This is a genomic window from Herbaspirillum sp. 1173 (assembly GCF_031455335.1).
Taxonomy (GTDB): Bacteria; Pseudomonadota; Gammaproteobacteria; order Burkholderiales; family Burkholderiaceae_D; genus Herbaspirillum; species Herbaspirillum huttiense.
In genome coordinates, this window is the sequence record NZ_JAVDSP010000005.1 from 230753 (window position 1) to 245175 (window position 14423).

10 protein-coding genes are annotated in these 14423 nt (G+C 64.2%); 3 read left to right on the forward strand and 7 right to left on the reverse strand.

What is annotated here, in order from left to right:
- Positions 1-220: 220 nt before the first annotated feature.
- On the reverse strand, positions 221-1075 hold the full coding sequence (locus J2X56_RS17810; RefSeq protein WP_121041165.1) for an NAD(P)-dependent oxidoreductase: 855 nt from the start codon (positions 1073-1075) through the stop codon (positions 221-223).
- Between the two features lie 217 nt (positions 1076-1292).
- Between J2X56_RS17810 and J2X56_RS17815 the strand changes: the two genes are divergently transcribed.
- Positions 1293-1472, forward strand: coding sequence for a hypothetical protein (locus tag J2X56_RS17815; RefSeq protein ID WP_310161362.1), 180 nt, complete (start codon positions 1293-1295; stop codon positions 1470-1472).
- 15 nt (positions 1473-1487) lie between these two features.
- On the opposite strand, the gene J2X56_RS17820 is transcribed toward J2X56_RS17815, so the two are convergent.
- Genes J2X56_RS17820 through J2X56_RS17830 form a run of 3 tightly spaced genes read right to left on the reverse strand, consistent with a single transcriptional unit; the run spans position 1488 to position 7446 of the window.
- The gene (locus tag J2X56_RS17820) at positions 1488-2990 is read right to left on the reverse strand and encodes an efflux transporter outer membrane subunit (RefSeq protein ID WP_310161364.1); all 1503 of its coding nucleotides are present in this window, start codon (positions 2988-2990) and stop codon (positions 1488-1490) included.
- Positions 2990-6145 (reverse strand): efflux RND transporter permease subunit, encoded by a 3156-nt coding sequence (locus J2X56_RS17825; RefSeq protein ID WP_121041169.1) that lies wholly within the window; start codon positions 6143-6145, stop codon positions 2990-2992. The genes J2X56_RS17820 and J2X56_RS17825 overlap by 1 nt, the downstream gene beginning before the upstream one ends.
- Before the next feature lie 11 nt (positions 6146-6156).
- The gene (locus J2X56_RS17830; RefSeq protein ID WP_310161368.1) at positions 6157-7446 is read right to left on the reverse strand and encodes an efflux RND transporter periplasmic adaptor subunit; all 1290 of its coding nucleotides are present in this window, start codon (positions 7444-7446) and stop codon (positions 6157-6159) included.
- 223 nt (positions 7447-7669) lie between these two features.
- Between J2X56_RS17830 and J2X56_RS17835 the strand changes: the two genes are divergently transcribed.
- The gene (locus J2X56_RS17835; RefSeq protein WP_204726801.1) at positions 7670-9124 is read left to right on the forward strand and encodes an ATP-binding protein; all 1455 of its coding nucleotides are present in this window, start codon (positions 7670-7672) and stop codon (positions 9122-9124) included.
- Positions 9121-9864 carry a response regulator gene (locus J2X56_RS17840; RefSeq protein WP_121041173.1) on the forward strand — a complete coding sequence of 248 codons (744 nt, stop codon included), beginning with the start codon at positions 9121-9123 and terminating at the stop codon, positions 9862-9864. Before J2X56_RS17835 ends, J2X56_RS17840 begins: the two co-directional genes overlap by 4 nt.
- Positions 9865-9991: 127 nt before the next feature.
- Here J2X56_RS17840 and J2X56_RS17845 read toward each other — a convergent pair whose 3' ends face one another.
- The 3 genes from J2X56_RS17845 to J2X56_RS17855 form a co-directional block, all read right to left on the reverse strand.
- The gene (locus J2X56_RS17845; RefSeq protein WP_310161372.1) at positions 9992-11542 is read right to left on the reverse strand and encodes a methyl-accepting chemotaxis protein; all 1551 of its coding nucleotides are present in this window, start codon (positions 11540-11542) and stop codon (positions 9992-9994) included.
- 179 nt (positions 11543-11721) lie between these two features.
- On the reverse strand, positions 11722-13200 hold the full coding sequence (locus tag J2X56_RS17850) for an efflux transporter outer membrane subunit (RefSeq protein WP_209569514.1): 1479 nt from the start codon (positions 13198-13200) through the stop codon (positions 11722-11724).
- Positions 13197-14420, reverse strand: coding sequence for an efflux RND transporter periplasmic adaptor subunit (locus J2X56_RS17855; protein ID WP_310161375.1), 1224 nt, complete (start codon positions 14418-14420; stop codon positions 13197-13199). The genes J2X56_RS17850 and J2X56_RS17855 overlap by 4 nt, the downstream gene beginning before the upstream one ends.
- Between the last annotated feature and the right edge of the window lie 3 nt (positions 14421-14423).

Sequence of the window (14423 nt, forward strand, 5' to 3'; positions counted from 1 at the left end):
GGAACCGGACATCGGTGCGGCGCGGGCGCGATCCTGCTGCGTGCGAGCGGCCCGGTGTGCCGGGTGCTGCCTTGCTGCGATTCAGGTCAAGCTGTTGCGTGCGGTGCTGCCATGCCGCGCGCTGAAGAATGGCGTGGCGCGCGGAAAATGCAATGAACTGCGGCGATGAACTACGACGGAATGCCGCGATGAAACGAGAAAACGCTGTGGATAAATTAAGTTAGTTCGCCAACGGATCAAAGGGTCCGGCAGCCGTAAAGGCGCCACCTTGCAGGGTCGCCACCGGATCATCGGCGGCCGGCTGCGGTTGCGCTTCCACCTTGGCGCGGAAGATTTCCGAACTGTCCTTGGGCGCATAACCCAGGTGCGCGGCGTGGCGGTTGTCCCACCATGTCTTGGCGTTGGCCGACATGCCGTAGACGATGGTGTGACCCACGCCAGGGATGAACAGCGCACGGCGCAGCAGTTGCTCGAAATCGTCCATGCTCATCCAGCTGGCCAGCATGCGGCGGTTGGTCGCTTCCGGGAAGATCGATCCGATGCGGATGCTCACCGTCTCCACGCCATAGCGGTCGAAGTAGAACTGCGCCATGTCTTCGCCATACGACTTGGACAAGCCGTAGTAGCCATCGGGACGCTTCATGTCGTGCGCATCGATGCGCTCATCCTGGCCATAGAAACCGGTGACGTGGTTGGAGCTGGCGAAGATGACACGCTTGACGCCATGGCGGCGCGCGGCCTCGTAGATGTGGAAGACGCCCTTGATGTTGGCTTCCAGGATCTCTTCGAAGGGACGCTCCACCGACACGCCACCGAGGTGGATGATGGCCTCGCAGCCTGCCACCATGGCATCGACCGCGGCGCGGTCGGCCAGGTCGCAGCCCAGCACTTCTTCATGCGCCGCCGCGGGACCCGCGGCCTCCATGGCCGCAGCCAGATCCGCTACCCGCACACGCTCGGCGAAGGATGCCAGGCGGCCACGCAATTGCCGGCCCACGCCACCGGCCGCGCCGGTCAGCAGGAGTCGGGAAAAACGGGCGGTCTGCCACGCATCACGGTCGGTGTCTGCGCTCATGCGGGCTGTCTCCTGATGGTTGCTCATCGTTGTTGTTGTCGGATCGGTGCTGCATTCAAAGGCGGTGATCTCGCCGATAGCCCTGCGCCTTCATCGGGTCGGCAGAGCTTGTACGTTGTCGTATCACTTGGCGGATTATTCCCGCCGGTGTACGGCTTGTCAACCAGATTAAGGGGCAAGTGATGGCTTCAGATATGAAGCTTCACGCAGGAAGCACTTGCAGCAAAATATCGCCAACACACATTCATTTCACGATAAAAATACCGCAATTCACATCAACATCCACAATGGTGCGGGCAGTTCAGCGCCGACCAGCGGGATGCTGACGTGGCGGCCGATGATGATGATCCGCTGCTGCGCCGACATCATGCCGGCGCAGCAGCGGATCGGGCGCTGACGGCCGTCAGCTCGATCACGACGGACTGCGCTGCACAGCTGCCACAGGCTGCGCAGTGTCCTCATTCCAGCCCCCGCCCAGGACCTTGTAGAGCGTAATGCGATTGCTCTGCTCGGTCAGTCGCAGCGAGATCAGCGTCTGCTGTGCGGAGTACAGCGTACGCTGCGCTACCAGCGTGGTGAGATAGCTGTCGATGCCATTCTTGTAGCGTGCCTCGGACAAGCGGAAGGCCTTCTCGCTGGCCGCCGTGGCCCGACCCTGTGCGTCCAGCCGCTGGTCCAGCGTGGCGCGCACGGCCAGTGCGTCGGCCACTTCACGGAAGGCGGTCTGGATCGCCTTCTCGTAATTCGCCACATCGATGTCGCGTGTGATTTTGGCCGAGTCCAGGCTGGCACGCAGGCTGCCCGCATTGAAGATGGGCAGGTTGATCGACGGCACGAAACTCCAGCTGCCACTGCCGGCCTTGAACAAGCCGCCCAGCGTGCGGCTGGCCGTACCGCCATCAGCGGTGAGCGAAATGCTGGGGAAGAAGGCCGCGCGCGCTGCTCCGATGTCGGCATTGGCGGACTTCAGGGTATGCTCCGCCGCCAGCACATCCGGGCGACGCAGCAATACTTGCGACGGCAAGCCGGCAGGCGTGGCAGGCAATACGCTGGCGGTATCCGGCAAGCCGGTGGGCAGCAGCGCCGCATCGATATCGGCTCCGACCAGCAGGCGCAGGGCGTTGATATCCTGCGCGACCTGGCTGGTGTAGCTGGCCACATCGGCACGTGCCGCTTGCACCGTGGCTTCCTGGCTGGCCAGGTCGACCCCGGAGACGGTGCCGATATCATGGCTGCGCTGGCTCAGTTCGAAGGTGCGCGACTGGCTGGCATAGGTGTCCTGCGCCAGCTTCAACAGCTCGCGGTCGGAGGCCAGCGTGAGCCACGCCGTGGCCACTTCGGCCACCAGGCTGATGTGCGTGCTGCGACGGGTCTCGACCTGATACTGATAGGTCTCCAGCGCCGCATCCGAGAGATTCTTCAGGCGACCGAAGAAATCGAGTTCATAAGCACTGATCCCCACCGTGACACTCTGCTGCCGCGACACCGTGGCGCGGCCGCTGGTGGACAACTCAGACGGCGTGCGACTGGCAGTACTGGTGCCGGTGGCGGAGATGGCCGGATAGCGATCGGCATCGGTGATGCGATATTGCGCACGCGCCTTCTCGATGTTCAACGCCGCCACCCGCAGGTCACGATTGTTCTCCAGCGCAGCGGCAATCACCTGCTGCAGGCGCGGATCGAGGAAGAATTCGCGCCAGCCGAGCTGGTCCGCATCGATCTCGCCAGCGGCCTTGCCAGCGCTGGCGCCGACCGGCTTGCCGTCGACCTGCTGGGTCCAGCTGGCCGGCACCGGTGCGGCCGGCTGCGCGTAATCGGGCGCGAGATTGGCGCAGCCCGCCAACGCTGCCGTGAGCGCCAGCACCATGGCCGTGCGGGACCGGAGAATGGATTTTTGTTGTGCGGGCCGGGTCATCACACGCCCTCCTTTTGTGTCGCGTGATCGTCATCCTGGCGCGGCTTCTTCGCCGCGCGGCGATCCAGCCAGGTGCCGATCAGGTAGTAGAACAAGGGCACGAAGAAGATGCCCAGCAAAGTGGCCGAGAGCATGCCGCCCAGCACGCCCGTGCCGATGGCGCGGCGGCTGGCCGAGCCGGCGCCGCTGGCCACGGCCAGCGGCAGCACGCCGAACATGAAGGCCAGCGAGGTCATCAGGATCGGACGCAGGCGCAGCTGCACCGCTTCCAGCGTGGCATCCCGCAGGCTCTTGCCGGACTCGTGCAATTGCTTGGCGAATTCCACGATCAGGATCGCGTTCTTGGCCGACAGGCCCACCGTGGTCAATAGCCCCACCTGGAAATACACGTCGTTGGACATCCCGAAAATCCCCGTCAGCAGCACGGTCCCGACGATGCCCAGCGGCACCGCCAGGATCACCGCGAAGGGTACCGACCAGCTCTCATACAAGGCCGCCAGGCAGAGGAACACGAAGAGGATGGAAATCGCATACAGCATCGGTGCCTGGTTGCCCGAGAGCCGCTCCTGATAGGACGAACCGGTCCATTCGAAACCGATGCCGGCCGGCAGTTGCGCCACCAGTTTTTCCACTTCGGCCATGGCCGTGCCCGAGCTCACGCCCGCGGCCGGTTCACCGACGATCTCGAAGGACGACACGCCGTTGTAGCGTTCCAGCAGGGAAGGTCCATAGGTCCACTTGCTGCTCATGAAGGCCGAGAACGGCACCATCTGGCTGGCTGAGTTGCGCACATACCAGCGGTTCAGGTCTTCGGCCTGCATGCGGAAGGCGGAATCGCCCTGCACATAGACCTTCTTGACGCGCCCGTTGCTGAGGAAGTCATTCACGTAGGTGCCGCCCATGGCAGTGGCCAATGTCGAGTTGATGTCGGAGGTCGCAATCGACAATGCATCTGCCTTGCGGTCATCGATGGCCACACGCAATTGCGGCGTGTCATCGAGGCCGGTGGTCCGCACATTGGCCAGCAGCGCATTGCCGCGCGCCAGTTGCAGGAACTGGTCCCGCGCCTTCAACAGCGCATCGTGGCCCACGCCGCCCACATCCTTCAATTCCAGGTCGAAGCCGGAACTCTGTCCAAGGCCGCGCACCGCCGGCGGATTCATCAGGAACACGCGCGCCCCGCGAATCTTGGACAAGTCCGCGTTGGCCAGGCGCACCAGCTCGGAAGCCGACTGCCCGGCACCGGTACGCTGGTCCCACTCCTTCAAGCGGATGAAGGCACGCGCACCGTTCTGGCTGTTGCCGCCCACGCCTGCACCGACGATGGCCAGCACCGAATCGACCGACTCGGGCTTGTTCATGAAGTATTCCTGCACGGTCTTCACGACGGTTGCGGTCTGCTCGGCGGTCGCGCCCGTGGGCAACTGGATCTGGGCCATCAGCACGCCCTGGTCTTCTTCCGGCAGGAAGGACGTGGGCAGGCGCATGAACAGCACCGCCATCGCCACGGCGATCAGCGCATACATCAGCAGACCGCGCTTGCCGCGCTTGAGCAGGCCGCCGACACCGCCCTGGTAGCGGGTGGCGTTGCGGTCAAAGGTGCGGTTGAACCAGGTAAAGAATTTTCCTTGCTGCACGTGGCCACTCGCATGCGGCTTGAGCAGCGTGGCGCACAGGGCCGGCGTCAGGGTCAGCGCCACCATCACCGACAAGGCCATGGCCGAGACGATGGTGATGGAGAACTGGCGATAGATCACGCCGGTCGATCCGCCAAAGAAGGCCATCGGGATGAACACCGCCGACAGCACCATGGCGATACCGACCAGCGCACCGGTGATTTCCTGCATGGACTTGCGGGTGGCCTCCTTGGGACTGAGCTTTTCTTCGCTCATCAGGCGCTCGACGTTTTCCACCACCACGATGGCATCGTCCACCAGCAAGCCGATGGCCAGCACCATCCCGAACATGGTCAGGGTGTTGATGGAATAGCCGAACATGGCCAGGATGCCGAAGGTCCCCAGCAGCACCACCGGCACCGTGATGGCCGGAATGAAGGTAGCGCGGATATTCTGCAGGAACAGATACATGATCAGCACCACCAGCACGATGGCTTCGATCAGGGTCTTGACCACTTCTTCCAGCGACACGCGCACGAAAGGCGTGGTGTCGTAGGCGATATTGGTCTTGAGCTTCATGGAGGCCGGGAAGTAAGGCTCCAGCTCGGCCATCTTCTTCTTGACCGCGTCCGCCGTGGCCAGCGCATTGGCGCCGGTGGCCAGCTGGATCGCCAGCGCCGAAGACGGTTTTCCGTTCTGCTGCGAGGCCACCTGGTAGCTCTCGCCACCCAGCTCCACGCGGGCCACGTCAGATAGTTTCACCACTGAACCATCGGCGGAAGACTTGACGATGATGTTGCGGAATTCATCCGGCGTAGTCAGCTTGCTGCGCGCCGTGATGGTGGCGTTGATCTGCTGACCCGGTTGCGCCGGCAGTGCGCCGATCTCGCCGGCCGACACTTCGGTGTTCTGCGCTTCGAGCGCACTGGTGACGTCGGATGGCATGAGCGCGTACTTCTGCAGCTTGGCCGGATCGATCCAGATGCGCATCGCGTAATTGGTGCCGAAGGCAGTCACGTCGCCCACGCCTTCCACGCGGCTGATCTGGTCGGTGAGCGTGCTGCTGATGAAGTCGCCGATGTCGATGCTGGTGATGCGCGGATCATCCGAGGTCAGCGACAGCACCATCAGGATATCGGTGGAGGCCTTGGTAACGGTCACGCCATTGTTCTGCACCGCCTGCGGCAGGCGCGCCGTGACCTGCTGCAGCTTGTTCTGCACCTGCATCTGGGCCACGTCCGGATTGGTCCCGGCGGTGAAGGTCAGCGCCACCGTGGCGCTGCCGGCCGAACTGGAGCTGGCCGACATGTATTGCAGGTTGTCCAGGCCCTTCATTTGCTGTTCGATGACCTGGGTCACCGAATCTTCCAGGGTCTTGGCCGAGGCACCGGTATAGGTGGCCTTGATGTTGACCTTGGGCGGCGCGATGTCCGGGTACTGCTCCAGCGACAGCGAGCGGATCGACATCATCCCGCCCAGCATGATGATGATGGCGATGACCCACGCGAAGATGGGCCGGTCGATAAAGAAACGTGCCATGTGCGCCTCGCTTACTTCGACTGGACGCTGGTGGCCGGGGCAGCGGAATCGCCGGCCTTGTCGGCGTCACCGCCCAGCGAGGGATCGGCGGCGGCCGCGGCGGCTTCACGCGCCAGGTCCTTCTGCAGGCTGTCGGTGATGTCGATGGCGCGCGGGGTGTCGCCGGTGCGCACTTTCTGCAAGCCATCGACGATGAGCTTGTCGCCTTGCTGCAACCCCTTGCTGACCCACCAGTTGTTGCCCACGGCGCGTGCCACGGTCACCAGGCGCTGCTGGACCTTGCCGTCGGCCCCCAGCACCAGGGCCGTCGCCGCACCGGTCTGGTCGCGGCTGACGGCTTTCTGCGGCACCAGTAGCGCATGGTCATCCACACCTTCTTCCAGCACCGCACGCACATAGGCGCCGGGCAGCAGCACGCCATCCGGATTCGGGACCACCGCGCGCAGCGTGATCATGCCGGTGCCGGTATCGACCGACAGGCCCGTGAATTCGAGCTTGCCGGTGCGCTCATAGGTGGAGCCGTCTTCCAGCAGGATCTTGACCTGGGCGGCATTGTCGCCACTCTTCTTGATCTGGCCGCTGGCCAGTTCGCGGCGCAGGCGCAGCAGGTCCACGGTGGATTGCGTCACGTCGACGTAGATCGGGTCGATCTGTTGCACCGTGGTCAGTGCGGTGGTCTGGCTGGCCGTCACCAGCGCGCCGGGAGTGACGCTGGATTTCTCGATGCGGCCCGAGATGGGCGACAGGATCTTCGTGTATTGCAGGTTGATGGCTGCGGTCTGCACGGCGGCCTTCTGCACTTCCACGTCGGCCTGGTTCTGGCGCAGCGTGCTCTGGGCGTCGTCGTTGTCCTGCTTGGAGACGGCGTCGATCTTGTTCAGCTCGGCATAACGGTCGGCCTTCAGCTTGGAGGAGGCCAGCGTGGCCTGTGCCTTCAGCAGGGAAGCCTTGGCGCTGTCATAGGCCGCCTGGTAGCTGGCCGGATCGATCTGGTACAGCGGCTGGCCGGCCTTGACGTTGCTGCCTTCCTTGAACAGGCGCTTCTGGATGATGCCGCCCACCTGCGGACGGATGTCGGCCGCCAGATAGGCCGTGGTACGGCCGGGCAACTCGGTGGTCAGCGCCTGGCGCTGGGCCTTGACGACCACATAGCCGACTTCGGATTGGGCCGCAGGCTTGGGCTGGTCGCCGGATTTGGAGCAGGCGCCAAGGACGGCCACCAGCATCAGCGACAGCACAAGGCGGGCTGCGGTGGAGGAACTGCGCCCCGGGCGGCGCGGGAGTGAGAGGTTTTCGTGCATGATCGGGTGGCTTTCTGCCCGTCCGCCAGCCGCCATGGGCGCGGGTTCCGGGCGCAATGAGCTATCGGACCTGCGATTATGGAAAATAAATGTGAGGGAAAAATGAGCAAGCGCGACGGCATGTCCGTCCTGCAACATCGCGCATGACATTGGCAACTCGTGCGCCACCGCCGGCCGGGTTCTTGATAAGCTCTGGCCTGATTCCACCGACCGCCTGCATCCCATGTCCATCGCCCACTCGATCGCCGAGCTGACCGACCGCTTCTTCTATCGCGCCAACATTCGCCTCAAGCTCTTCTATGCGATGCTGGCCCTGATCGTGGCGGTGATTGCGGCCATCAATGGCGCGGGGCATTACATCTTCAACCGCGACTTCCTCGGCTATCTCAACGAGCAGGCCCAGCAGCGCATGGAAGACATGGTGCCGCGCCTGGAACAGGCTTATCGCGAGCACGGCAATTGGGAATTCCTGCGCGACAATCCGCGCGCCTGGTTCGAATTGATGAAGCCGGCCATCGTCGAACACAGCGGTGCGGTCCGTACTTCCGGCCCGACCTTCACCCCCTCCGACCTGACCGGCGCGACCCTGCGTTTCTCGCTGCTCGATGCGCGCCGCCAATTGGTGATCGGCTATCCGGATGTCGGTCCCGATGCGCGCCTGAGCCCGCTGATGCAGGATGATGTGATCGTCGGCTGGGTGGCGCAGACGCCCTTCGAGAGCGTGATCGGCTCCATCGACCTGCGGTTCCAGCAAAGCCAGTTCCTGGCGCAGATCATCATTGCGGTGGTGGCCGTGATGCTGGCCGCCTTCCTGGTGGTGCGCATCTCGGGGGTGCTGACGCGTCCGTTGACGCGTGTAGCGCGTGCCACGCACCGCCTGGCGGGCGGCGATTATGCGATCCGGGTGGAAGTGGAATCGGGCGACGAAGTGGGCATGCTGGCACAGGACTTCAACCAGCTGGCGATGACGCTGGAGCGCAACGAGAAACTGCGGCGCGAATTCATGGCGGATGTCTCGCATGAATTGCGGACCCCCTTGGGCATCCTCAACGGCCAATTGGAAGCCCTGGAAGATGGCGTACTGCAGCCCGACGCGCAGACGCTACGCTCGCTCAAGAGCGAGGTGGAACATCTCAACAAGCTGGTCGGCGATCTCTACGATCTGTCACTGGCCGATGCCGGTGCCCTTACCTATCGCCGCACCGACATCGACCTGGCACCGCTGCTGCGCGACAGTGCGGCGATCTACGCCGAGCGTTTCAGCCAGCGCGGCATGACGCTGACCTGCAGTCTGCCCGCCAACATGCCGGTGCATGCCGATGCGGCGCGCCTGCAGCAGCTGTTGAACAACCTGTTCGAAAACAGTCTGCGCTATACCGACAGCGGCGGCCGTCTGCAGGTGCATGCGCAACTGCTGCATCAGCACTGGCACCTGGTCTTCGATGACAGCGAACCGGGCGTGCCTCCTGACGTCATGGCGCGCCTGTTCGAGCGCTTTTTCCGGGTCGAGGCCTCGCGCAACCGCGCCAGCGGCGGTGCCGGGCTGGGGCTGGCGATCTGCCGCCGCATCGTCGATGCGCATCAGGGGACCATCGGTGCCACCGCCTCACCCCTGGGCGGACTGCGGGTCTCGGTGGTGTTGCCGGCCCGCGCAGAAGATGAGGAAGACCGCGCATGAACGAATCCACGGACGATTTCCGTTTCGCGCCGCCCGAGCGGGCCGACATCCTCATCGTCGAGGATGAACCGAAGCTGGCTGAACTGCTGCAGAAATACCTGGCGGTGGCCGGCTATACCTCGCGCCATGTGGCACGCGGGGATGCGGCGCTGGATGCAGTCCGCGCACAGCGGCCGGACCTGATCCTGCTGGACATCATGTTGCCGGGGATGGATGGGTGGGAAATCTGCCGCCAGTTGCGTACCTTCTCGGACGTGCCGGTACTGATGCTGACGGCGCGCGCCGAGGAAGAAGACCGCCTGCGCGGACTGGAGCTGGGGGCCGATGACTACATCGGCAAGACCCCGTTTTCGCCACGCGAGATCGTGGCGCGGGTCAAGTCCATGCTCAGGCGCAATGCCTCGGTGCAGCGTTCAGTGCCAGCGGACACACAGCCGCAGAGCAGCTCGCCGCTGGTCATCGACGAGACCCGCCATCAAGCCAGCGTACGTGGCGAGCCGCTCAACCTGACGCCGCTGGAACTGCGCCTGCTCAAGACGTTCGCGGCCGCGCCGGGCCAGGTGTTTTCGCGGGAACAGCTGCTCAACCACCTGCACGATGACGACCGTTCTGTCACCGATCGCGCCATCGATACCCACATCAAGAACTTGCGCCGCAAGCTCGAACCCTGCTTCCCCGGACACAATGCCATCCAGGCGGTGTATGGCGTGGGTTATTGCTTCGCGTTGCCACCGGAATGAAAGACATCCTTCCATTCATTCCAGATTGGAATGAATGGAATATGTGGCATATATCGCATATATGGATGGCGTAACCGCGAATTACGTTTGGCAGAACCTGCTTGAAACACGCCCCGCCGAACCAGCCTCAACGCTGGATCTTGAACACACTCACCACCTGTGACAAGCGCCCCGCCTGATCCTGCAAGGACTGCGCGGCGGCGGCGGCTTCTTCGACCAGCGCCGCATTCTGCTGGGTCACTTCATCCATCTGGGTGATGGCGCGATTGATCTCCTCGATGCCGGTGCTCTGCTCGCTGCTGGCTGCGCTGATCTCGGCCACGACATCGGTGACGCGCTTGACGCTGGCCACCACCTCGCTCATGGTGGCACCCGCGCGTTCGACCAGCTGGCTGCCTGCACCGACCTTCTGCACCGAGTCGTCGATGAGCTGCTTGATCTCCTTGGCGGCAGAAGCCGAACGCTGTGCCAGCGAACGCACTTCGGAAGCCACCACCGCAAAGCCGCGTCCCTGCTCACCGGCACGCGCCGCTTCCACGGCCGCATTCAAGGCGAGAATGTTGGTCTGGAAGGCGATGCCGTCAATCACCGTGATGATGTCGGCAATACGGTTCGAGCTTTCGGTGATGCCTTCCATGGTCTGCACCACCTGGCCCACCACTTCGCCGCCCTGGCTGGCCACGTCGGAGGCCGATGCAGCGAGCTGGTTGGCCTGGCGGGCATTGTCGGCGTTCTGCTTGACGGTGGCCGTCAGTTCTTCCATGGCCGAGGCGGTTTCTTCCAGTGAACCAGCCTGCTCTTCGGTGCGCGAGGACAGGTCGAGGTTGCCGGTCGCGATTTCCTGCGAGGCCGTGGTGATGGCATCGGTGCCGTAGCGCACTTCGCTGACGATCTTGTTCAGGCTGTCGTTCATGGCGCGCAAGGAATGCATCAGCATGCCGGTTTCATCCTTGCTGTCGGAACGGATGTCCACCGTCAGGTCGCCCTGCGCCACGCGCTCGGCCACGCTCACCGCCTCATTGAGCGGACGCGAGACCGCACGTGCCACCGCCAGCGCCAGCCCGAAAGCGATCACCACGATGGCGGCCAGCAGGCCGATGATCCAGGCGCGTGCCGAGTTGAAGACATCGCTGGCGGTCTGGTCCGAACGCATGCTGCCGGCGTCGTTGATCTTGATGATCTCGTCCATGCTTTCCAGCATGCTGCGGAAGGTCTTGTTGGAATCGCCCTTGAAGATCGCGCGCGCTTCCTCTTCCTTGCCGGCACCGGAAATCTCGGCGAGCTTCTTGTCGATCTCCAGATAGGTGGCGAAGCTCTTGGAGAACTTCTCGTAGGCGAGCTTTTCTTCCGCTTCCGAAATCTGGACTTCGTAGGTGGCACGCTGTTTGGCCAGGATATCCAGGCGCGACTTGATGGCCTTGAGCGCATCTTCACGCTCGGCGGGGGTGGCCGCCGTGATCATCTGCAATTCGGAAATGCGCATGCGCGGCAGTGAAGCCTGGATCGACTGCGCCGCCTTGATCGTGGGCAGCCAGTTGGTGGCCATGTCGGTGGAGGCCTGGTTCACCGCCTTCAATTCGCGGATCGCGAAGATGCCCAGGATGACCGTCAGGATGATGACGGCCGCAAAGGAAAGAATGAGCTTCTTGGCGATCTTCAGATTATTGAACCAGTTCATGTCTGCCTCGTTGTTTCGCTTGTGATGGATTTCACCAGCGATTCTAGGCAGCTCAGGAAGCGGCCATAACGCTGATTACACGGGCGTTTACGGGGCAATTGCCCGCTTCCTTCCTGAAGCTGACAAGCGCGACAGGAAGTGTGCCAACTATCGTGCAAACTGGTCAGGCCACCTGATCACTACTTCTCCGCAGACGATAATGTTTTCGATTGCACAAGAGGCGTTTCCTCGCGGCGGACATGCCAGTCTCCACCCAGGGCCTTGATCAGGAACACCGACACCAGCAGCCGCTGTCCCATCAACTGCGCCGCCTGGCGCTCGCTGTTGAGCAGGGCCTGCTGGGCGGTGATGACATCGAGATAAGGCGTGGCACCGCCCTCGTAACGGCTGGTGGCGATGTCCAGCACGCGGCGGGCACTGGCAATGGCCGATTGCGATTGCCGCCAGGCGCGGTCCAGTGAAGCGATACCGGTGATGCCATCTTCCACTTCCTGCATCGCGGTCAGCACGGTGCGGCGATAGGTCGCCACGGTGGCGTTGTAGCCGGCCTGGGTGAAGTCCACCCCCGCGCGCAAGCGGCCGGCATCGAACAAACTTTGCGAGGCCGACACCCCCAGTGACCACAGCACGCTGGGTGCGTTGAAGAGCGTGGCCCAGTTGCGGCTGTCCACGCCATAACCGGGCTGCAGCATGAAGCTGGGATAGAAGGCTGCGCTGGCCACGCCGATCTGCGCATTGGCGGCGGCCATGGAACGTTCGGCGGCGGCCACATCGGGGCGGCGCTCCAGCACGTCCGACGGGATTCCCAGCGGAATCTCCGGCAGCGCGATGGGCGCCAGCGAAGGAGGCAGGCTGAAGGCCGGTGCCGGGGTGCCGGTCAGCGTGGCGATGGCGTGCTCGTATTGCGCCCGCTGCCGGCCCAGCAGATCCACCTGGGTCAGCGTGTTGTCCAGCAGGGCTTGCTGCTGGGCCACGTCCAGCCCCGAGGTGGCGCCCAGGTCGTGGCGCGCGGTGGCCAGTTCCAGCGCCTTGCGCTGCAGTTCGATGGCACGCCGGACCACGTCCAGCTCGATGTCCAGCTCGCGCAGGTTGAAGTAATTGCTGGCCAGTTCTGCCGTCAGCAGCAGGCGGGTGTTTTCCAGATCCGCCGCCGATTGCTGGGCCGAAGCCGTGGCCGCTTCCACCGAACGGCGCACGCGCCCGAAGAAATCGAGTTCGTAACTGACATTCAAACCCAGCGCGAAATCGTTTTGTACGGTCGCGAAGTTGGGCGAGTTGTAGTTGGTCAGCGGCCGGTTGGCCGAGATGCGGGCGCGCGCCGCACGCGTATTGATGCCGACCTGCGGGGCTTGCGCCGCGCCTGCCACATCCAGCTGCGCACGCGCCTGCGCCAGCCGCGCCGTGGCGATGGCCAGCGTCTGGTTGCCGGCCAGGGCCTGCTGCTGCAGGGCGTTGAGTTGCGCATCATTGAAGCGCTCCCACCAGGGCCCGCGCGGGGCGGCGTCCTGCGGCTGCATGGCGCGCCACGGCGCTTCCGGGGTCCAGGCGGCGGGCATGTCGACCTGCGGCCGCACGTAGTCGGGACCGCTGGCGCAGGCGGCCAGCAACACGGCGGCGGCCAAGGCGATAGCGATGCTGTGGCGGCGCGGCAGGCTCATGAGGCGGCCTTCTTGTCGGCGGCCTTGTCCTTGGGCTGCTCCAGTGTGGGCTCGACCTGATCACCTTCAGCCAGCGAATCGGAAGGATTGAGGATCAGCTTTTCATCGCCCTTCAAGCCCTCCAGCACTTCCACCGTCAGACCGAAATTGCGGCCCAGCCTGACCTTCTTCAGGCGCACCTTGTTCTGTTCATCCACCGCCGCCACCAGCGAGCCATCCCGCCGGAACATCAGCGTATCGGCCGCGACCAGCAGCGAGCCGCTGGGCTTCAACGGCAGCTCCACCTGCACGAAGGCACCGGGCAGCAGCGCGTTGTCGGCATTGGAGAGCGTGACTTCGATCTGCATCGAGCGCGTGGCCGCATCGATGGACCCGGCCGTGCGAGCCACCTTGCCCTCGAACTTGCGCCCCCGCAGTTCGGACTGGGTCACCGTCACCTGCTGGCCCGGCTTGACCAGGTTGGCATAGGCCTGCGGCACGTTGACGTAGACCCGCAGCGGATCGGTCTGCGACAGCACGAACAGCGCGCGGCCCGCGCCCGGGTCGATCAGGTCGCCCACATCCACGTTGCGGCGCGTGATGATGCCCGAGAACGGCGCCACGATGCGCTTGAAACCCTCGACCTGACGCAGCCGCTCGACGTTGGCGTCGGCCGCTGCCAGGTTGGAGCTGGCCTGGGCAAAGGCACTGCGGCGTTCATCGAGTTCCTGCTGGGAGACGGCGTCCTTCTTGCGCAGGGCTTCCCAGCGCGCCATCGAACTCCGGGCCAGCTCCATGCTGGAGGCGGCCTGCTGGCGCGCGGCCAGCGCTTGCGACAGTTGCTGGTCGATTTCCGGGGTATCGAGTTCAGCCAGCAGTTCGCCCTTCTTCACTTCCGATCCGATGTCCTTGGTCCAGCGCTTGAGATAGCCGCCCGAACGGGCCGAGATGGGCGACTGCACGAAGCCCTGCAGGCTGCCCGGCAAGGCCAGCGTCTGGCCCTCGGCGCTGCTGCGGGCCGGTGCCACCCGCACGAAGATCTTGGCGCGTTCAGCGGTGCCGGCCTCCAGTGCACGGGCGTTGGCGGCGCGGCTCACGAGGGTGCGCGCAGCACCGGCGGCCAGCAATACCAGCACCACGACCAGCACCAGCCGGGCGCGCTTCATCATCTGCTGGCGCTGTTGCGGCTCGCCCTCGCCGAGAGGGTGGATGCCGAGTTCGGAATGACGGTCATGCGACATGGT

What these genes read in the sequence shown, in the direction of transcription:
- J2X56_RS17810 (WP_121041165.1), bottom strand. Translation starts at nt 1,075, where the DNA reads ATGAGCGCAGACACCGACCGTGATGCGTGGCAGACCGCCCGTTTTTCC.
- J2X56_RS17820 (WP_310161364.1), bottom strand. Translation starts at nt 2,990, where the DNA reads ATGACCCGGCCCGCACAACAAAAATCCATTCTCCGGTCCCGCACGGCC.
- J2X56_RS17825 (WP_121041169.1), bottom strand. Translation starts at nt 6,145, where the DNA reads ATGGCACGTTTCTTTATCGACCGGCCCATCTTCGCGTGGGTCATCGCC.
- J2X56_RS17830 (WP_310161368.1), bottom strand. Translation starts at nt 7,446, where the DNA reads ATGCACGAAAACCTCTCACTCCCGCGCCGCCCGGGGCGCAGTTCCTCC.
- J2X56_RS17835 (WP_204726801.1), top strand. Translation starts at nt 7,670, where the DNA reads ATGTCCATCGCCCACTCGATCGCCGAGCTGACCGACCGCTTCTTCTAT.
- J2X56_RS17840 (WP_121041173.1), top strand. Translation starts at nt 9,121, where the DNA reads ATGAACGAATCCACGGACGATTTCCGTTTCGCGCCGCCCGAGCGGGCC.
- J2X56_RS17845 (WP_310161372.1), bottom strand. Translation starts at nt 11,542, where the DNA reads ATGAACTGGTTCAATAATCTGAAGATCGCCAAGAAGCTCATTCTTTCC.
- J2X56_RS17850 (WP_209569514.1), bottom strand. Translation starts at nt 13,200, where the DNA reads ATGAGCCTGCCGCGCCGCCACAGCATCGCTATCGCCTTGGCCGCCGCC.
- J2X56_RS17855 (WP_310161375.1), bottom strand. Translation starts at nt 14,420, where the DNA reads ATGTCGCATGACCGTCATTCCGAACTCGGCATCCACCCTCTCGGCGAG.